Source organism: Dellaglioa sp. CoH-55-MRSF-9, from assembly GCF_056782155.1.
In genome coordinates this window covers 304,643-324,402 of sequence record NZ_JBXAYG010000001.1, presented here as the reverse complement: position 1 = coordinate 324,402, position 19,760 = coordinate 304,643, and the positions used below count along the sequence as shown (strand labels likewise).

20 protein-coding genes are annotated in these 19,760 nt (G+C 33.5%); 10 read left to right on the top strand and 10 right to left on the bottom strand.

What is annotated here, in order from left to right:
- Nucleotides 1-57: 57 nt before the first annotated feature.
- The 5 genes from gyrB to dnaA form a co-directional block, all read right to left on the bottom strand.
- Complete coding sequence (gene gyrB, locus AC1RPV_RS01485; protein ID WP_481761146.1) at nucleotides 58-1,995, bottom strand: DNA topoisomerase (ATP-hydrolyzing) subunit B; 1,938 nt, start codon at nucleotides 1,993-1,995, stop codon at nucleotides 58-60.
- A gap of 19 nt (nucleotides 1,996-2,014) precedes the next feature.
- Nucleotides 2,015-3,148 carry a DNA replication/repair protein RecF gene (gene recF, locus AC1RPV_RS01480; RefSeq protein WP_409021849.1) on the bottom strand — a complete coding sequence of 378 codons (1,134 nt, stop codon included), beginning with the start codon at nucleotides 3,146-3,148 and terminating at the stop codon, nucleotides 2,015-2,017.
- An 8-nt stretch (nucleotides 3,149-3,156) separates the two neighbouring features.
- Nucleotides 3,157-3,384 carry a S4 domain-containing protein YaaA gene (gene yaaA, locus AC1RPV_RS01475; RefSeq protein ID WP_057974154.1) on the bottom strand — a complete coding sequence of 76 codons (228 nt, stop codon included), beginning with the start codon at nucleotides 3,382-3,384 and terminating at the stop codon, nucleotides 3,157-3,159.
- Between the two features lie 311 nt (nucleotides 3,385-3,695).
- The gene (gene dnaN, locus AC1RPV_RS01470; protein ID WP_481761086.1) at nucleotides 3,696-4,835 is read right to left on the bottom strand and encodes a DNA polymerase III subunit beta; all 1,140 of its coding nucleotides are present in this window, start codon (nucleotides 4,833-4,835) and stop codon (nucleotides 3,696-3,698) included.
- 170 nt (nucleotides 4,836-5,005) lie between these two features.
- Entirely contained in the window at nucleotides 5,006-6,358 is a 1,353-nt protein-coding gene (dnaA, locus tag AC1RPV_RS01465) for a chromosomal replication initiator protein DnaA (protein ID WP_481761085.1), read from the bottom strand.
- A 510-nt stretch (nucleotides 6,359-6,868) separates the two neighbouring features.
- Between dnaA and rpmH the strand changes: the two genes are divergently transcribed.
- The 4 genes from rpmH to AC1RPV_RS01445 all read left to right on the top strand — a co-directional run bounded on the left by rpmH (nucleotide 6,869) and on the right by AC1RPV_RS01445 (nucleotide 8,552).
- Nucleotides 6,869-7,003 carry a 50S ribosomal protein L34 gene (rpmH, locus tag AC1RPV_RS01460; protein ID WP_057974157.1) on the top strand — a complete coding sequence of 45 codons (135 nt, stop codon included), beginning with the start codon at nucleotides 6,869-6,871 and terminating at the stop codon, nucleotides 7,001-7,003.
- A 64-nt stretch (nucleotides 7,004-7,067) separates the two neighbouring features.
- Nucleotides 7,068-7,406 carry a ribonuclease P protein component gene (rnpA, locus tag AC1RPV_RS01455; RefSeq protein WP_409021846.1) on the top strand — a complete coding sequence of 113 codons (339 nt, stop codon included), beginning with the start codon at nucleotides 7,068-7,070 and terminating at the stop codon, nucleotides 7,404-7,406.
- A gap of 22 nt (nucleotides 7,407-7,428) precedes the next feature.
- Nucleotides 7,429-8,268 carry a membrane protein insertase YidC gene (gene yidC, locus AC1RPV_RS01450; protein ID WP_481761084.1) on the top strand — a complete coding sequence of 280 codons (840 nt, stop codon included), beginning with the start codon at nucleotides 7,429-7,431 and terminating at the stop codon, nucleotides 8,266-8,268.
- Nucleotides 8,269-8,354: 86 nt separating this feature from the next.
- Nucleotides 8,355-8,552 carry a PspC domain-containing protein gene (locus tag AC1RPV_RS01445; RefSeq protein WP_409021843.1) on the top strand — a complete coding sequence of 66 codons (198 nt, stop codon included), beginning with the start codon at nucleotides 8,355-8,357 and terminating at the stop codon, nucleotides 8,550-8,552.
- Nucleotides 8,553-8,610: 58 nt separating this feature from the next.
- Here AC1RPV_RS01445 and AC1RPV_RS01440 read toward each other — a convergent pair whose 3' ends face one another.
- A complete protein-coding gene (locus AC1RPV_RS01440; RefSeq protein WP_481761083.1) occupies nucleotides 8,611-9,465 on the bottom strand; it encodes an aldo/keto reductase in 855 nt (284 codons plus the stop codon).
- A 168-nt stretch (nucleotides 9,466-9,633) separates the two neighbouring features.
- Here AC1RPV_RS01440 and jag point away from each other — a divergent pair, with 168 nt between their 5' ends.
- The 4 genes from jag to mnmG all read left to right on the top strand — a co-directional run bounded on the left by jag (nucleotide 9,634) and on the right by mnmG (nucleotide 14,369).
- Nucleotides 9,634-10,359 (top strand): RNA-binding cell elongation regulator Jag/EloR, encoded by a 726-nt coding sequence (gene jag / locus AC1RPV_RS01435; protein ID WP_481761081.1) that lies wholly within the window; start codon nucleotides 9,634-9,636, stop codon nucleotides 10,357-10,359.
- A gap of 26 nt (nucleotides 10,360-10,385) precedes the next feature.
- Nucleotides 10,386-10,838: a MarR family winged helix-turn-helix transcriptional regulator gene (locus AC1RPV_RS01430; protein ID WP_481761080.1), complete on the top strand. Its 453-nt coding sequence runs from the start codon at nucleotides 10,386-10,388 to the stop codon at nucleotides 10,836-10,838.
- Between the two features lie 207 nt (nucleotides 10,839-11,045).
- Nucleotides 11,046-12,434 carry a tRNA uridine-5-carboxymethylaminomethyl(34) synthesis GTPase MnmE gene (gene mnmE, locus AC1RPV_RS01425; protein WP_481761079.1) on the top strand — a complete coding sequence of 463 codons (1,389 nt, stop codon included), beginning with the start codon at nucleotides 11,046-11,048 and terminating at the stop codon, nucleotides 12,432-12,434.
- A 24-nt stretch (nucleotides 12,435-12,458) separates the two neighbouring features.
- Complete coding sequence (gene mnmG, locus AC1RPV_RS01420) at nucleotides 12,459-14,369, top strand: tRNA uridine-5-carboxymethylaminomethyl(34) synthesis enzyme MnmG (RefSeq protein ID WP_481761078.1); 1,911 nt, start codon at nucleotides 12,459-12,461, stop codon at nucleotides 14,367-14,369.
- A gap of 85 nt (nucleotides 14,370-14,454) precedes the next feature.
- On the opposite strand, the gene AC1RPV_RS01415 is transcribed toward mnmG, so the two are convergent.
- Together AC1RPV_RS01415 and AC1RPV_RS01410 are read right to left on the bottom strand one after the other, a co-directional pair.
- Nucleotides 14,455-15,300 carry a DUF6574 domain-containing protein gene (locus AC1RPV_RS01415; RefSeq protein WP_481761077.1) on the bottom strand — a complete coding sequence of 282 codons (846 nt, stop codon included), beginning with the start codon at nucleotides 15,298-15,300 and terminating at the stop codon, nucleotides 14,455-14,457.
- 18 nt (nucleotides 15,301-15,318) lie between these two features.
- Nucleotides 15,319-16,857: a zinc ribbon domain-containing protein gene (locus AC1RPV_RS01410; protein WP_481761076.1), complete on the bottom strand. Its 1,539-nt coding sequence runs from the start codon at nucleotides 16,855-16,857 to the stop codon at nucleotides 15,319-15,321.
- A gap of 381 nt (nucleotides 16,858-17,238) precedes the next feature.
- Between AC1RPV_RS01410 and AC1RPV_RS01405 the strand changes: the two genes are divergently transcribed.
- A complete protein-coding gene (locus AC1RPV_RS01405; protein ID WP_481761075.1) occupies nucleotides 17,239-17,550 on the top strand; it encodes a helix-turn-helix domain-containing protein in 312 nt (103 codons plus the stop codon).
- Here AC1RPV_RS01405 and AC1RPV_RS01400 read toward each other — a convergent pair.
- Together AC1RPV_RS01400 and AC1RPV_RS01395 are read right to left on the bottom strand one after the other, a co-directional pair.
- Nucleotides 17,545-17,766, bottom strand: coding sequence for a hypothetical protein (locus AC1RPV_RS01400; RefSeq protein WP_409021835.1), 222 nt, complete (start codon nucleotides 17,764-17,766; stop codon nucleotides 17,545-17,547). The two genes, AC1RPV_RS01405 and AC1RPV_RS01400, sit on opposite strands and share 6 nt — an antisense overlap.
- Nucleotides 17,767-17,977: 211 nt before the next feature.
- Nucleotides 17,978-18,988: a YdcF family protein gene (locus AC1RPV_RS01395; protein WP_481761074.1), complete on the bottom strand. Its 1,011-nt coding sequence runs from the start codon at nucleotides 18,986-18,988 to the stop codon at nucleotides 17,978-17,980.
- 169 nt (nucleotides 18,989-19,157) lie between these two features.
- Here AC1RPV_RS01395 and AC1RPV_RS01390 point away from each other — a divergent pair, with 169 nt between their 5' ends.
- Nucleotides 19,158-19,757, top strand: a complete 600-nt coding sequence (locus AC1RPV_RS01390; RefSeq protein ID WP_481761073.1) for a cadmium resistance transporter — start codon at nucleotides 19,158-19,160, stop codon at nucleotides 19,755-19,757.
- The last annotated feature ends 3 nt before the right edge of the window (nucleotides 19,758-19,760 follow it).

Sequence of the window (19,760 nt, the reverse complement as noted above, 5' to 3'; positions counted from 1 at the left end):
GGCTTGTAGCTGGTAATTCTTCTGCCAAAATTTTCAACCTCCTTTACGACTAAGTTTTTAAATATCTAAGTTTTCTACGTAAGTGGCATTTTTTTCAATAAATTCACGTCTAGGTTCTACACGATCACCCATTAACATATTAAAGACATCATTAGCTTCAATGGCATCGTCGACGTTAACACGTAATAAACGACGAGCATCTGGATCCATAGTTGTTTCCCACAATTGAGAAGCATCCATTTCTCCAAGACCTTTATATCGTTGAATAACGGGTTTTGGTGTTGGTGCCAATTGCCCTTGAATTTCTTCTAATTCTTCTTCAGTATCGACATAACGAATCATCTTACCTTGTCTAATTTGATATAAAGGTGGTTGCGCAATATACACGAATCCTGCTTCAACAAGTGGACGCATGTAACGATAGAACAGTGTTAATAATAACGTTCTAATATGGGCACCATCGACATCAGCATCAGTCATAATAATTAATTTATGATAATTAGCTTTTTCAACATTAAATTCGCCACCAAAACCTGTTCCCATAGCTGTAAATAATGAACGAATTTCTTCATTGGCTAAAATTTTATCTAAACTTGCTTTTTCAACATTCAAAATCTTACCACGAATCGGTAAGATAGCTTGTGTTAACCGTGAACGACCCTGTTTAGCTGAACCGCCGGCTGAATCACCTTCGACGATAAATAATTCACTAATTGCAGGATCTTTACTTGTATTATCAGCTAACTTACCGGGTAAGTTACTGATTTCAAGCCCACTTTTTTTACGTGTTACTTCACGAGCATGTTTAGCAGCTACTCGAGCTCTAGCAGCTAATAAGCCTTTTTCTACAATAATTTTAGCTTCTTTAGGATTTTCCATTAAAAACTTAGTAAAATGTTCAGAGAAAGTACGATCAGTAACCGTACGCGCATCTGAATTACCTAATTTTGTTTTTGTTTGACCTTCAAATTGAGGATCTGGATGTTTAATACTGACAACAGCCGTCAATCCTTCACGAACATCTTCACCAGAAAGATTAGCATCATTTTCTTTCATAAGATTATTTTTACGAGCGTAATCATTTATAACCCGGGTTAAGGCTGTCTTAAAACCAGATTCATGAGTACCACCCTCATAAGTATGAATATTATTTGTGAAAGTTAATAAATTACTATGATAATCATCTGTATATTGGAGGGCAACTTCAACAATAATCCCTTTTTGTTCACCTTCAACATAGATAGGTTCTGGGAAAATAACATCTTTATTTTTATTTAAGTATTCAACATAATGCTTAATACCACCGGCATAATGGAATTCTTGTAATCCGGGTCCACCATCACGTTTATCATCAATCGTAATTTTAAGGCCTTTATTCAAGAATGCTAATTCACGAATTCGCGTTGTTAATACTTTAATATCATAGACAGTTGTTTCCGTAAAAATATCAGAATCCGGTACAAAATGAACAATCGTTGCATGTTCATTTTCAGGTGCTTCACCTACAACTGACATCTCTGTTTTAACTTTACCGCGAGCAAAGTCCATACCGTAGACTTTACCTTCACGAATAACCTGAACATCTAGCTCAGTTGATAATGCATTAACAACTGAAGCACCAACTCCATGAAGTCCACCAGAAACTTTATAACCACCACCGCCAAATTTACCCCCAGCATGTAAAATTGTAAAAACGGTTTCAAGCGCTGGACGGCCTGTTTTTGCTTGGATATCAACAGGGATACCACGTCCATTATCACGAACTGTTATACTGTTGTCTTTTTCGACAACAACATTAATTTCATCGGCAAAACCAGCCAATGCTTCATCGATACCATTATCAATAATTTCCCAAACTAAGTGATGAAGACCTTGTGAAGCCGTTGTTCCAATATACATACCGGGACGTTTTCTAACAGCTTCAAGTCCTTCTAAAACTTGAATTTGGCTCGCATCATATTCTTTTGCTTTTTCTTCATGTAATTCTTCTGCTATTTCAGCTTGTTTCTCTTGATCAGTCAACTATATGTTCCTCCTCTTCGAGTAAGTTACCTTGATTAATATGAAAAATCTTAGGTTCATTAATTAACGATCTAGCAATACCACTTAAGTTTGGTGTTGTTAAAAATGTTTGAACCTTATTTTGAATCGTCTTCAAAAGATGTGTTTGACGCATATCATCCAATTCAGAAAGAACATCATCCAAAAGAAGGACTGGATATTCCCCAGTTTCCTCTTTCATTAACTCAATTTCGGCTAATTTGACTGATAATGCTGTTGTTCTTTGTTGTCCTTGAGATCCATATGTTTGAACGTTTTTGCCGTTAATTAAAAAACGCACATCATCACGATGTGGCCCAGCTAAGGTTGTCCCTTGAAATATTTCTTTTTTTATTGATTTTTTTAAATCATTTTGTAATTGCGTATACAACTGTTCAATCGTTTTTTCTGACGCGTTTTCCAAATGAGTGGCATACTCAAATGTTAACGTTTCAGCGGACTGTGTAATCTCTTCTTGTAATTGGTTAGCCCAGAATTCAAGTTGTTTAAGAAATATTAAGCGTTGATGTACAATTTCTGCGCCAAAAGCAGCTAATTGATCAGATAATACATCTAAAAAAACTAAATCTTGGTCTTTTTTATGCTGTAACTGTTTTAGATATTGATTACGCTGTTTCAAAATAGTTCGGTATTGACCTAAATTATATAAATAACGTGCATTAATTTGGCCAAATTCCATATCAACAAATCTTCTTCTTACTGATGGGGCACCCTTTACAAGGGCTAAATCCTCTGGTGCAAACAAAATCACATTGAACTGTCCAATGTACTGTGACAATTTGGCCTGTTCAAGATGATTAACTTTAGCTTTTTTACCTTTAGAATTAATTTGAATCTCGAGTGGCAATGACCCTACTTGCTTATTCACCCGACCTTGGATTATCGCAGCTGTCTTATCCCACTTAATCAACTCTTTATCATTATTCGTTCTATGACTTCGAGTCATTGATAACACATAAATTGCTTCCAATAAATTCGTTTTACCCTGAGCATTTTCACCAAGTAATATATTGATTGCTGGTGAAAATGAGATATTTAAATCTTCATAGTTACGATAATCCCTCAAGGTTAAATTTTCTAGATACATTGATAAGCCTACTTTTCGTCCATTGAATGCATCGTAATAATTGCAATACCTGGAACTTCAATAACATCGCCAGGGTATAATTTACGTCCACGTCGGTCTTCTAATTCACCATTTACAAGGACTTCATTTTCACGTAAAAACCATTTTGCTTCGCCACCAGAATTAATAATTGTTTCTGATTTCAAAACTTGTTGTAGCATCATGTAAGGTGTTTCTAAATAAATATCTGATTTCAATTGTCGTCAACCTCCATTTTCTTCCTTTTCTATTATACCTTTTTTTTCGCAAAATTACAATTTCACATCTCATTTTAAGCCGATTTAAGCGATTTAAGTTTTAATTAGTCTTTTTACTCTAAAATTACTTAAAAGGCTATATTTTTAATTAAATGACTACAATTCACTATTGCCTTATTTTTTTAGTCAAAATCAAACCATAAAATTCATTTCTCACTTTTAATATAATTTACCTAAAAAAATAGAGTAAAAACAGTTTTATTGGCTGCTTTTACTCTATTTTTATTAGTTATTCATACACGAACAATTAATTAGAATGTTCGAACTGGTGTAATTAATTGAATAAATTGCGTTGTATCTTCAGTTGGGACTAAGGTAAATGGTCGTAATGGTTGTGTAAACGCAACTTTAATTTCAGTTTGTCCAAATGATCTTAAAGCATCTTTCATATAGTCTGGATTAAATGAAATTTCAAGATCATTTCCTGATAAATTGCTAAATTCTAATGCTTCCTCAACATTACCAACATCAGGCGAGTTACTATAAATGACAACTTTTTGTTCTGCCGTATTAATCGCTAGTTTAACAACGTTATTACGGCTTTCATGTGATAGTAATGACGCACGTTCAATTGCTGATAATAATTTAGGCGCATTAAACTCAATGTCTGTAGCTGATTCTTTAGGAATTAGACGAGTTGTATCAGGATAATTTCCTTCTAATAAACGTGAATAAAATGAGGTATTTCCAAGAATAAAGAGTACTTGGTTTTCTGAAATACGCATTTCAATATCTGGATTAGAATCGTCAATCATTCGTGATAATTCTACTAAAGATTTACCAGGAATAATAACATCATATTTTGCATCGTTTGCGCCTTCCAATGTAATTTTACGTTGGCTCAAACGATGACTATCTGTTGCGACTGCTAAAAACTCACCATTTTCAATGACAAAGTGAACACCAGTTAAAATAGGGCGACTTTCTTGGTTAGAAACGGCAATAACAGTTTGGCTAATAATTTGTTTTAAGATTGATCCCGAAAAAATTAAATTATCATCAGTATCAATTTCTGGTAAGTGAGGATAGTTATTTGCATCTAACCCATTAATATTGAATGAGGCTGATCCAGAAGTAATCTCAGTTTGATAACCATCAGTCACTGTTAATGAAAAAGTATCTTGCGGTAATTTTTTAACAATTTCGCTAAAGAATCGTGCAGGTAGCACAATTTCACCAGTTGATTCAATTGTTAAGTTATTAGATTCATCTTCAACAGATAAAAAAGTTTCAATAGAAACATCTGCATCACTACCTGTTAAAAGTAAACCAGAAGCAGTTAAGACAACTTTGATACCCGTTAATATAGGAATTGTTGTTTTTGAAGAAATAGCTCTTTGAACATCTGTTAATTGTTTAATGAATGCTGATCGATTAATTGTAAATTCCATAGTAAATCCTCCGGTAAGTTTAGTTATTAATTAAGTAATAAAAGAATAGAAGCAGTAGTAGGGCCTGTTAATCATGTTAAGAAATACGTTGGGACCATGTAAATAAAAGAATTCACATGTGGATAACCTGTGAGTAAACAAGCCGCCTTATCCACAATTGCCCACAACTATTATTGGTTAAGTTCACTCTTAAGATCTGAAATTTGACGCTGAAGTTTGTCATCAGTTTCTAACATTACAGCAATTTTTTCGTGAGCATGAATAACCGTTGTATGATCCTTACCACCAAATTCAGATCCAATCTTAGGTAAGGAATTGTCGGTAAGTTCGCGACTTAAGTACATAGCAATTTGACGTGGCATAACAATTGCTTTAACACGTTTTTTTCCTTTTAAATCGCCCACAGTAACGTGGAAATATTTAGCAACCCGATCTTGAACAATAGCAATTGAAATTTCATTTGATTTATCTTTTAAACTTAAGTTTTTTAAGGCATCGGCGGCTAAACTCGTTGTTATTTCTGAGTTTGATAAGGTCGCGTACGCTTGTACTCTAACCAAAGCGCCTTCAAGTTCACGAATATTCGAATCGATTTGGCCAGCAATATAACTTAATGTATCATCTGGTATTTCAAGATTTTCAGCATCAGATTTATTTCTTAAAATAGCAATTCTAGTTTCTAAATCAGGAGGGGTTATATCAACTGAAAGACCCCATTTAAAGCGAGATATAAGACGTTTTTGTAATTTTGGTATTTCGTTTGGTAAACGATCAGATGATAAGACAATTTGTTTTTTATCATCATATAAAGAGTTAAATGTATGGAAAAATTCTTCTTGTGTTGATTCTTTATCGGCAAAAAATTGAATATCATCCACCAGTAAGAGATCAACACTACGATATTCTTTTCGGAAATCTTCGGGCGTATTATTTCGAAGTGAGTTAATGAAGCCGTTAGTAAATGCTTCACTTGTAACGTATTTTACTTTTGCATCAGGATTGTTTAGAAGCATTTGGTGACCAATTGCGTGCATTAAATGGGTTTTACCCAAACCAACACCACCATAGAAAAAGAGCGGGTTGTACAAGCGGCCAGGTTCTTCAGAAACAACCAAAGCAGCAGCGTGGGCCATCTGATTACCTTTTCCAGTAACGAAGGTACTAAAGGTATATCTATCGTTTAATTTGGCATCACGCATAAAGGTAGGGACATTATCGTTATTAGAGTTTGAACTATTTGATACTGCCATATTTGATTGGCCGCCCGCGGTTAATTCACCCTTTATTTTTAAAACGGGATTGATTTCTTCACCAGTTGATTCGTAAAGAAACGCAACAACTTTTGGTGCTAGATGTTGTATCCAGTAAGTTTTATGTAGCTGGGAGGGTAGCTCAATAATAAGGTCGTTATTAATAAATTGTTTTGGTTCAGCTGATGAAATCCAAGTTTCGTAACTAACAGGGTTGAGTTGCGTTTTGAAATAATCAGTCAGTGAGGACCATAAATTTTCGAGAGTAAGCACAAAAAGCCTCCTTGTTTAAATAAATCGTAACTACAGTTTAGCATTTTAAAGAAGGGTTTTCCACAGGTTTAAAAAAATGTGTAAAAAATAATAACAGGGTCATTAATAAGTTTTCCACAGGGGTGGGCATAAAAAGATAAACCAGTTTTGTTTGCCATGTTATCCACAAATGAGTGATTGAAATAAAGTATGTTATTAAAGGATTTTCATTAGTTATTAACAGTTTTTAGTTAAGGGTGTGTATAACTTATTAACAGGCTGTTTATTGTGAAAAAGTGTGTGTTCCGAGTTGTGGACGACAAGATGTGTTTCACAACTCATCCACAACTAAAAAATAAATAGCGAAAAAGTGTGGATAACTAAATTACATTGAATTCTAATAATTTTCTTTCATAGAAGAAAGAAGTATGGTATTATATTCCGGTAAGTGAAATTGACGTCACTGGTATCTTATTTTTATCAAGATACCGATTAGTTGAAACATTAAGTATTTAAGGAGGTGCCTAAATTATGAAAAGAACATACCAACCTAAAAAACGTCACCGTGAACGCGTGCATGGTTTCCGTAAACGCATGAGTACAAAAGGCGGCCGTAACGTCTTAGCACGTAGACGCCGTAAAGGTAGAAAAGTATTGTCTGCATAGACCACTGATTTCAGTGGTTTTTTTTATTACAAAGATACAGTATCTATTTAACTGGAGATATTACATGAGAAAATCATATCGCGTTAAAAAAGAAGCAGAGTTCCAAACAGTTTTTAAAAAAGGTCAATCTTGTGCGAACCGAAAGTATGTTATATATATGATGGAAAAACCAGAACAAGCTCATTTTAGAGTTGGAATTTCAGTTGGAAAACGTATTGGGAATGCTGTTGCTCGTAATTGGGTTAAACGCCGTATTCGTCAATCGTTGTTAGAATTGAAACCAGATCTTAAACAAGATTGCGATTTTTTGGTTATTGCTAGACCATCTGTTGCTTGGTTGTCGCAAGAGGAATCCAAGAAACAATTAACACATGTTTTAAAAATAGCTAAAATTTTAGACTAATAAAGTGAGCGAGGGTATTCTTGTGAAAAAGAAGAGTAAGCGATTTTTAGTCCTATTAAGTATGTTGGGGTTAATGTTAGTCCTAGCGGGATGTAGTACAACACCAATAACGGAAAATAGTACAGGAATTTGGGATGGCGGTATCATCCTCAGTTTCTCTAGGGCTATTATTTTCCTTTCAAAATTATTTGGTGGGAACTATGGTGTTGGTATTATCATCTTTACCATAATCATTAGGGTTATTTTATTACCATTAATGATTTATCAAACAAAAAGTATGCGTAAAACAGCTGAAGTTCAACCTCAATTGAAGGCACTTCAAGCTAAGCATTCTGGTAAAGATGCTGCAACTGTTCAAAAATTACGTGAAGAACAACAGAAATTATATGCAGAAGCAGGCATTAATCCTGTTGCTGGATGTTTACCATTATTAGTACAGATGCCGATTTTATTAGCTCTTTATCAAGCTATTTTGAGAACGAACGTTTTGAAGACGGGTGAATTTTTATGGTTACAGCTTGGTGATAAAGATCCGTACTTCATCTTACCAATTTTTGCTGCAATCTTAACTTACTTTGTTTCTAAGTTGGGTGTTATGTCCCAACCTGAAGCAAACTCAATGTCAACGATGATGGTTTATGGTACACCAATAATGATTCTTGTGACAGCTGTTAACTTACCATCAGCCTTGTCATTATATTGGGTTATTACCAATGCATTCTCAGTTGGACAAACATTGTTAATTAATAATCCATTTAAAATTACACGTGAACGTGAAGAAAAAGTACGTCTTGAAAAAGAAAAAGTACAGGCTATTAAAAAAGCGAAAAAGAAAGCTTATAAGGGCCGTAACAAAAAGTAATTTTTGAAAACCAAAGTCCATTTAGTGGCTTTGGTTTTTTATTTTGGATATAATTACATAAAAGGTTAACAAGAGGAGGATTAAAATTGAGAAAATTAACAAAATCTAATAATAGAATTATTGCTGGTGTTGTCGGTGGTATTGCTGAATTTTTTAACTGGGACCCAACATTAACAAGAATAGGGTACGTTCTTTTAAGTGTCCTGAGTGCAGCATTCCCTGGTATTATTGTTTACATCATATGTGCAATAGTCATGCCAAATGCATCATCAAACTATAGATAACTAAAAATGCGTAACCAGAATATATCTGGTTACGCATTTTTGTTTCACGTGAAACATTTTAGAAAGTTGCTGTATCTGGATCTTGAGCATGACCAACAACACCATCTAGAGAGTTGATTTCTGCCATGTCTTCATCAGATAATTCAAAATCAAATAAATGAGTATTTTCTTCAATTCTGTCAGCATGAACAGATTTGGGAAGTGGTAAGAATCCATTTTGTAATGACCAACGTAAGGTAACTTGTGCAACACTGCGACCAATACGATTAGCAATTTTAACCATTGTTGGTTCCGTAAAGATAGCACCAGTTCCTAATGGGCTATAAGCTTCTAATTGAATATTATGCTTGTGACAATAATCAATTGTCTCTTTGGGAGTATCACCAGGAGCTAATCTAATTTGATTAATCATTGGTGTAATTGTTTGTGTTTCTTCCAAAATTTTAAAATGACGAGGACGGAAGTTAGAAACACCAATGGCTTTAATTTTACCTTCATTATAAAGATCTTCAAATGCACGCCATGTTTCTTGAAGATGACTTTCCCAATTATCTTCACGATAAGCAGCAGGATTTGGCCAGTGAATCAAGAATAAATCAAGGTAATCAACACCTAAATCTTTTAATGTTCGTGCAAATGCTGTTTGTGTTTCATCGTACGTATGAGCTGTATTAGCTAATTTACTTGTTAAAAAGATATCTTCACGAGCAACACCGCTTTCGGCAATACCTTCTCCAACACTACTTTCATTGTGGTACATTTCAGCAGTATCTAAATGTATGTAACCAGAAGCTAATGCTGATTTTACAGATGCTTTAGCAACATCACCACTTGGTGTTTGCCAAGTACCAAAACCAACAACAGGAATTTTGACACCATTTGCTAATTCATATGTGTCTGTTAATTTATTCATAGAATTAATCCTCCGAGTTTTTATATTTAGTATTTTCATTATAGGCTGAGTCCTATAGATTTTGTCAAATGAAAGAACTTTTCAAAAAAATCGTTCTGAAAAAGGGTATAGATAAGGGGTCAATTAGTGCTATAATATAACGATGATAATTATATTTGGAGGATGAACATGCCCATATTTACTGGAAAAAATGTTGATCAAGCTGTGAGTAACGGTTTGGCTGCATTAAAGCTTGAAAAAACACAGATTGAAATTAAAATAATCAATGAAGGTAAGTCTGGATTTTTATTTTTTGGCCGCAAAAAGGCAGAAGTTGAATTAATTGAAAAAAAAATAACAGAAAAACCAGTAAGCAAGAAAATTATTGATGAAAAAAAAGATAGTGTTACATCAAAGCCTCTAACAGCAGCAGAAAAAGCTGCTAGAAGTCAACTTAATGAAAAAGCAGTTCATGATGTTGGTTATTATTTGGCCGACATTACAGAATTAATGGGTATTGATACAGAAATTAATGTTCAATTTGAGCGCCGTCAGGTAACATATGATTTTAATACGAGTAAACAAGGATTATTAATTGGTAAACACGGTAAAAGTTTAAATGCTTTGCAATATTTAGCACAAGTTAATATGAATCAAAAAGCAGTTAGCAGAATGAATGTTATTCTAGATGTTGGTGGCTACCGTAAACGTCGCGAAGAAACGATTGAGCGCCTTGCAATTAAAGTGGCCAAGGATGTTATTAGAACGGGTGAGACGGTACAATTAGACCCGATGCCTGCTAACGAACGTAAGCAAATTCATTTTTATTTAGCACGAAATAACCGAATCAAAACAACATCGATTGGAACAGAACCTAAGCGCTCAGTAATTGTAGCGCCTAAAAATAAAAAATAGTCAGTAATAGAAGGGAGTCCCCACCCATGGCTTTAAAACATGATCCAGAAAAATTAGAAGATGAACTATGTTTTGCTATTTACACAGCACAAAAAGATTACAATAAATTTTATACAGAATCACTGAAGGAATTTAGCTTAACGTATCCGCAATATATTACGTTACTTTCATTGTGGGAAACGTCACCTGTTATGGTGAAGGAACTTGGTGCGAAGTTACATCTAGATAACGGAACATTAACACCACTTTTAAAACGTATGGAAAAGGATGATTGGATTCTTCGGACTAGAGATCCTGAGGATGAACGCCGTGTGAATGTCTCATTGACTGGAAAAGCTAAAAGAAGTAAACATAGAATTATGAAACAAATGTCGAATTGTTTTACTTCATTTGATATGACTGAAGAAGAATATCTTGGTTATGTTAATGAATTAAAAGTGATTACTAATAAATTAGAAAATCGCGGTATTCGTGGTTAGTGAATTAGAATCATCAAACAGACTTGTTGACAAATGTCGGTAAAAAAAGTATATTATTGGCATTGAACTTAATATTAGATAAAGTAGTGAAGGTGCTTTATCCACGTCCTTTTAGGGCGTGGAGTGGGCCCTTTTTTTGTTTGAAAAAATTTAAAGAATATGATTAATTAACTGCTAATAGAGCACTTGAAGGGAGTATTTAAAGATATGCCAGAATTAACAGAATTTGATACAATTGCCGCTATATCAACACCACCTGGTGAAGGTGCCATTTCAATTGTTCGATTAAGTGGTGAGGATGCCGTTCAAATTGCTAATAATGTATTTAAAGGGAAAAATTTAGGTAACGTTGATAGTCATACCATTAACTACGGACATATTTTAAATCCTAAAACGGATGAAGAAGTCGATGAGGTCATGGTCTCAGTTATGTTAGCACCTAAAACATTTACACGTGAAGATGTGATTGAAATTAACTGTCATGGTGGTATTGTACCAACGAATCAAATTTTACAATTATTATTAAGTAATGGGGCACGCTTAGCTGAACCTGGTGAATTTACAAAACGAGCATTCTTAAATGGTCGAATTGATTTATCTCAAGCTGAGGCTGTTATGGATTTAATTCGTGCTAAAACAGATCGCTCAATGAAAGTTGCACTAAATCAGTTAGATGGTAATTTAGCACGTCTAATCCGCAATTTACGTAAAGATATCGTAGATGTTTTGGCATTAGTTGAAGTTAATATTGATTATCCAGAATACGATGCTGGTGAAGAAATGACGACTAAATTATTGCTTGAAAAAGCACGTGATGTTAAGCAATATGTTCAAGAATTACTACAAACAGCGCAACAAGGTAAAGTATTACGTGAAGGATTAGCTACTGCCATAATTGGTCGACCTAATGTTGGTAAATCAAGTCTTTTGAATCACTTATTACATGAAGATAAAGCCATTGTAACTGATGTTGCTGGAACAACGCGTGATGTGATTGAAGAATACGTTAACGTTATGGGTGTACCTTTGAAATTGGTAGACACTGCCGGTATTCGTGATACAGAAGATAAGGTTGAAAAAATTGGGGTTGAACGTTCGAAAGAAGCGATTGTTCAAGCTGATTTAGTCATGCTTGTTTTGAATAGCAATGAACCTTTGTCTGCTGAAGATAAGCAGCTCATTAAATTAACACAGAATGATAAACGAATTGTTATCTTAAATAAAACAGATTTACCAGAAAATCTAGATCGTAAAGAATTAGAAAGTATGGTTGATCCAACGGAAATTATTTCTATTTCTGTCTTAAATCATGAAGGTGTGAAGCAACTTGAAGAAAAAATTGCTAACTTATTCTTTGGTGGAATTGAAAATAGCCAAACAACAGTTATGATTACTAATTCTCGTCATATTGGCTTGTTAAATCAAGCTGAGACTGCTTTAGATGATGTGATCACTGGGATTGCTTCCGGTATGCCAATCGATTTAGTTCAAATTGACATGACTAGAAGTTGGGAATTACTTGGTGAAATCACTGGTGATAGCTACAAAGATGAATTACTCACAGAATTATTTAGTCAATTCTGTTTAGGTAAATAATTGTTAGTAAATAGGAGAATATAAATGGACATTAAAACTTATGACGGCCCAGATTATGATGTAATTGTGGTTGGTGCTGGACATGCTGGTTCAGAAGCAGCACTCGCTGCTGCACGAATGGGTAATAAAACATTACTTATCACAATTAGTTTAGACATGGTTGCTTTTATGCCATGTAATCCTTCAATTGGTGGTCCAGCTAAAGGAATTGTTGTACGTGAAATTGATGCCTTAGGTGGCGAAATGGGTCGTAACATCGATAAAACTTATGTACAAATGCGTATGTTAAATACTGGTAAAGGTCCAGCTGTTAGAGCATTACGGGCACAAGCTGATAAACATCTTTATTCAAGTGAAATGAAACATACAATGGAAAAAGAAGAAAACCTAACGTTACGTCAAGGAACAGTCGATAGTTTAATTGTTGAAGATGGCGAATGTCATGGTGTTGTAACAAATACTGGGGCAAAATACCGTTCTAAAAGTGTTGTTTTAACAGTTGGAACGGCTGCTCGCGGTAAGATTATTATTGGCGAATTGAGTTATTCATCAGGTCCTAATAATTCACAACCTGCAATTAAATTATCTGAAAATCTTGAAGCTCTTGGATTTGATTTAGAACGTTTTAAAACTGGAACACCACCTCGTGTTGATGGGAATACAATTGATTACAGTGTGACTGATGAACAACCAGGGGATGTTGAACCTAACCACTTTAGTTTTGAAACACCTGATGAAGATTATATTGATGTTAAAAATCAATTATCTTGTTGGTTAACGTATACCAACTTGAAAACGCATGAGATTATTAATGCTAACCTTGATCGTGCACCTATGTTCTCAGGAATTATTAAAGGTGTGGGTCCACGTTACTGTCCATCTATTGAAGATAAAATTGTTCGTTTCTCTGATAAACCTCGTCATCAGCTCTTCTTAGAACCAGAAGGCCGTTCAACGGACGAATTTTACGTTCAGGGCCTTTCTACGTCAATGCCGGAAGAAGTCCAACAAGATATTATTCATTCAATTAAGGGCCTTGAAAACGCTGAATTAATGCGTCCGGGTTATGCGATTGAATATGATGTCGTGGCTCCTTATCAATTACGACCAACGCTTGAAACTAAATTAGTGAAGAATTTATATACCGCTGGTCAAACAAACGGGACTTCTGGATATGAAGAAGCTGCTGGACAAGGAATAATGGCAGGAATTAACGCTGGGTTACGTGCTTTAGGCCGCGAAGATTTTACGTTAAATCGAAGTGACGCTTATATCGGTGTTATGATTGATGATTTAGTAACAAAAGGGACAAACGAACCTTATCGTCTATTAACATCTCGTGCTGAATATCGCTTAATCTTACGTCATGATAACGCTGATTTACGTTTAACTGAAAAAGGATATGATATTGGTTTAATTTCTGAAAAGAGATTAGCTATTTTTAAAGCTAAAAAAGCTGAAATTGAAGCCGAAAAAGCTAGATTACAATCATTCCGTATTAAACCTACTGAAGATGTGAATGCATTCTTAGCAGAACATAATAGTGCCGCTTTGAAAGATGGCGTGTTGGCTAATGAATTTTTACGTCGCCCTGAGGTAACTTACGCAGACATTGAGAAGTTTATTCCAGGTCCTGACCATGAATTAGACCATAGAATTATTGAACAAGTAGAAATCCAATTTAAGTACGAAGGCTATATTAAAAAAGCACAAGAAAAAGTTGCGAAGTTAAAACGTATGGAAGCTAAAAAAATTCCAACAAATATTGATTACGATTCTATTGAAGGAATTGCGACGGAAGCGCGTCAAAAATTCATTAAGATTCAACCAGAAACATTAGCTCAAGCTAGTCGTATTAGTGGTGTGAATCCTGCTGATTTATCAATTCTTGCTGTTTATATTGAACAGGGTAAGATTGCTAAAGTTAATAATTAATAGTACAGAAATGCAGAAAAGGCACCAATCAAGTATACTTGATTGGTGCCTTTTTAACTTTTTATAATTAGGTTAAGCAATAAACTTAAAATCCAGCTGCAGAGATGATTGAAGCTATGTTGGCTGCTAAACTGACAGCAAATACTGACATAACAATCATGAAAACTAAAGCTAATAGAAGTTGTCCAATGACAACGCCGTAAAGTTTATCTATTTTAAGTGGATTTGTATCAATAATCATCGATAAAATGAAAGCAATACTCATGATAAGGGCCATTAAAGCATACATGAATACAGCAAGGCCTCTCATTCCAAGTAGCATGAAAAGCATACTAAGGACAGCTAATACAAGATTGATCATGAGGTAGTGTGTAAAGCGATTTGTAAATGAAAGTAAGGTATCACTCTTATCGCCTAAAACAACATTACGAACAAAAAATCCAATTAGTATGTAAAAGGCAAAAGCTAGTAGTGTTAAGAAAAATAATTTTGCGTAGACACTACTGTCAATTGTTGGCGCATAGGTACTTTGAGTGTTAAAGAGTCCTGAAAATAGACTTGAATTAACAGATTTAGCAACATTATCCATTATTAATTTTACAAAAATATCATTAAATATGGCGAATAAAATAATTGTCGTAAAGCCGAAATATTTATGACCATTTTCTAAAATTGTGGGATGTTTAATGGCATTTAAGAAATAAGACCAATAATTTGATGCGAATGTTTTAGCTTGTTCAATATTCTCATTTTGAGCTTTAGTATCTTGTTGTTGCGTGTATTGTTGTTGGAATTTTGTTGGTTCTTGTACGTTTTGTGATTGTGTTGCGGCCGTTTCTTGGGCTGGTTTAATGGAAAAGGCAAATCCACAGTTTGTACAAAATTTTACATTTTCTGGTTGTTGTGAACTACAGTTTGGGCATGTTTTCATGATTATTTCCTCCAAAGTTTAGTTGTCTTCAATTTTTTCACTAATTTTTTTAGCGGGTGTAATTGACTTGATTAAGAAGTCATCGTTATTAGAATAATTAACTTTAGCAGTATATCTAAATACTTGTGTTTTAGTTGAATAATTATCGTCACTATCAGTGAAATCGAACGTATAAGTAACATCATAAGCGACATCAAATTTATTTTTATCTGTCGGTGTTACTGATAATACTTTAGCGTCATAAGAGACACTACTGATTGCATCATCATCATGATAATTTTTAGCAATAGTCACCCATGCCTTGGCATCTGCATTGCTTGAGCCATTAACAAAGAAACTGCCTATTGAGCCATAACTATCATTTGAATCCTCATTAGAGTCATCACCATCGATAGTGTAGTCATCAATTTGGGTAAATAAATTGTCTATATAACTTTCTGCATCATCTAGAGTTAACATATTAGGAAAATTAATATTGAATAAATTGCTACTAGAACTATCTTGAAAGCCATTTTCATCTGTATTATTTAAAGTTACGTCGTTATCATCATCGCTACCTGAAATTTGGTATTCACTGGTAACGAGAGTGTTGTCTCCGACCTTTTCTTTAAGCTGCAATCGATTGTTTCCAGAAGAGGCAATAGGGCCAATTGTTGCAGAACCATCATCATCAGTTGTACCAACTTTTTTAGAATTAACATAGATATCAGCATTTGCGATACTTTTAATTCTAAAAGTAAGTGTACTTAAATCTAAATTGACGTTAGAAGTTGAACTAGTGAGCGTCTCAGTCGATTTATTATTTAGTTTAGTACCATCAATAGAGCCAGCTGCTTCTATTGTGTAGTTACCGGGAACTAGATTTGAGATTGTTTTACTGTAATTATCAGAGTCAGCTGTAGCAACTTTTTTATCATTCATCTTGATAACAGCCCCAGAGCTATTCGTTGATAAGTTAACGGAAACGGTTGAAAAGTCAGCCGTATATTTAGGGAATAATAACCAATGTTTACCATTTTCTTTTAAATGAAAATGTGTTGAAGTGCTTGCTCCATTGGTTAATTCGTTTTTAAAAGTTTTAAGAGAGTCTGTACTACCCCATGCATCTGATGCAGGTTTCATAGACTCATCAGTAATTTTTAATGCCGTATCCGATGTTGAAAAATAAGCTTCCATGTTTTTATCGGTTTTTAATGCATCTGTAATTCGTTCAATTTGATTTTCTTTTGAGTAATATTTTGTTCCAGCATAGTAGCCAACAACAATAATAAGAGCGATAATACCAATCAAAATTCTGATGAATTTTGTTTTACCTGAGATGGGTAATTTAGGATTTGCAGTTCGTGTTTGTGTAGGTGGCATTTGTTGTTGTGTTGGTTGAACCGGCGTAACAGGTTGCTGTGACGCAACTGAATTAACACGTAAATCAAAATTACAATTAGGACAGAAATTACCATCCTTAGGAACTTCACTTCCACAATTAGGACAGAATTTTTTTGTCGTACTCCCAGATAAATCATCTGAAGGCGCATAATAGATTTGTTCTTTTTTAATCATTGGATCTCCTTTTTAACTACCTTAATAATATGATTAACTTTGACTACTTAACTAAAAGTTACCAAATCTAGTGTATACATAGCGAGTTTTAGTTTATAAAATAATGGCTAACTCAATCGCATAAAATAGGATTTTAATCATTGGTACTTATGTATTTTTTTAGGTTGTTAGATGCAGAATTAGTAATACCCCCCGTGGCCTCCTTAGATTTAAATTACTAAATCAACGAATAAAGACAAACCTTAAACGAAACTTAAGTTATTTTATCAGCTTAAAAGGTTTTTGTATATATATATATATTAAAAAAAGATAAGCTATAATCTGTTTGATTGTTTTAAAAACCTTTACCATAAAGAGAACCTTTCTGATTAGGAGTTTAATATGCTTAAAAAAATAGGAATTTTAATTCGTGCTAAACGAAAATTATTGAATATGACCATTGAGCAACTGGCTGAAAAATCAAAATCTTCTGTTAGTTTAATTTCTTTGATAGAGCGAGGTAAGTTAGATAATATTAAAATAAAAAAATTATCAGATATTGCTGAAGCGCTGGATATGACGTTAGCTGACTTCTTTACTAATCAAAATTTAAAAGGTGTTGCAACGCTGGATTTGATTAATTATCTTGCTTCTTTACCCAAAGAAAAAAGAGAAGCGACAGCTGAATTATTGCTTAAAGTAATCCGTTTATAAATGATTATCATTAATGATTGACCATGCTATTTCTTCAATAGTGTGGTCAATTTTTTGTGCTTGATAGGCTGAGACTAAATCAATTTGTTTGGTAGGTAAATCTAAAGTTAAAATATCAAAATTGTGAAAATCAATCCTATGGTTACTAAAGTCATAAATTAAAAATTTTAAATCTTGTAATACCTTCAAATTATCGTGTATATCTATCCCATTCATAAATAAAATCTCCCTTACTAAAAAACTGTATAAAAAAAGCATTAGCTTTTATTAGCTAATGCTTAGATTACAACAAAAATAGTTAATTTATAAGACTGATATTAATAAAAATTAATTCTAACGATAGTACTGAGTTTTGTCAATATGACATAAATTAAAGGTTTATCCTTTTAAGTAGATTAATTAATTTAAGTAAGTATTGAAGTAATAATTATTTAAAAAGCTGTTGAAAAATAGACAGTAAAAGGAGCAACAAAATAACTATAAAATGACGATTTTTATGAAGCATTATGATAGCAATGAATTCACGCAAGAACGCATTAGGTAAAAAATACCATGGCGTTTTCCCGCCAATGCCTTGAGCATTTACACCAACCATTCGTGCAAATATTGCAGCACGAAAGATATGGTAGTTATTTGAACTGAATAAAATATGATCCCCTCTATGATCAAGATCAATTATTTTTTTTGAGAAACGCATATTTTCAAAAGTCGTTGTTGATTTGTCTTCTAGTAATGTAAATTCTTCTGGATAACCACTGTCGATGGCCCATTTTTGCATTGCCTGTGCTTCTGAAATAGACTCATCATTACCTTGCCCACCTGAAAAAATAATAATCGGGCGTTTACCGCCTAATAGTATTTGTTTGTCCGCAAAATTGGTAGCACGTTTGATTCTGTTGGCAAGTAGTTTACTAACTTTATAACCGTTGATTAAACCTGCACCTAGTACAATGATGTAGTCTTGATCATATTTTGGACGTCGTAAGCTATATAAAATACTAACAGACAAGAAATTTAAAAAAGCGAACATAAGATATAAGCCAGTCAACGAAGCAAAATTAAATGGTAATTGAAGATACCAAGGCCACGTACTGATTAAAGGTGTCACAAACCAGCGAATGATAAGAACAATAGCAAGTAGTAGTCCAAGCATGTTAGCTAATGAATAACTTTCACGTTTAAAGACTAGTCCAGTATTAATTAATAAAAATGGAATAGTTGCAATTGAAAGTAATATCAAACCTATAGCGCCAACAATGATAATAAAAACAGCGCTATTTTTCATAAAATTGATAGGGGAAGTAGCGAGTACACCTATTAAAGAAATGACAAATATATTGAACAGAAATCCATTAATTAATTGACGTGGTTCTTTGTGAAAGCTGATATACCAAATAGCTAACAATAAAATAGGTAGTAACAGTATTAGATAGTCCATATGAATTCCTCCGAAGTAATAGATAATAAACTAATTCTAGCATATTTTTGAATAAATAAGGTACTAATAAATTTATATTTAACCGTTTACATGGACGTTAACATATGATATATTATTCACATGAACAAAATATCATATGAATAATATATCATATAGAGGAGATGCTATAATGGTCACACTATTAGGTTCAACTGTACTCGCATTCATTTCAACAAATATCGATTATCTTTTAATTCTAATTATTATTTTTGCTAAGTATAAAAATAAACATGAAGAAAAATTAATATTTATAGGAGAGCTACTTGGTAGTGGGACGCTTATAGCAGTTAGTTTGATTGCTGCCTTTTGGTTAAAACTGATTCCTGAAGAATGGATCTTAGGATTTTTGGGACTTATTCCGATTATAATGGGTATAAAAATGTATTTTAGTGATGAAGATGAGGGTAATGAGGTCCGGGAGAAATTAGGAAAACCGGGTCAAGGCATAATTTTAAATGTAATTATGATTACTATTGCAACTTGTGGACCAGATAATCTTGCTATCTACGTCCCATTTTTCACGACATTATCTATTAGGGATGTACCTATTGTACTGATGCTATTTTTTATATTCTTATGTATCATTACATGGTTGAGTAAAATGATTACTAATTTACCTAAAATCCAAGAATTTTTTCAAAATTTTGGTAATTTAATCACTCTAATTGTTTATGTTTTCTTAGGTCTATATATATTATTAGAAAGTGGTACTATTCAGCACTTTATGTAGGAG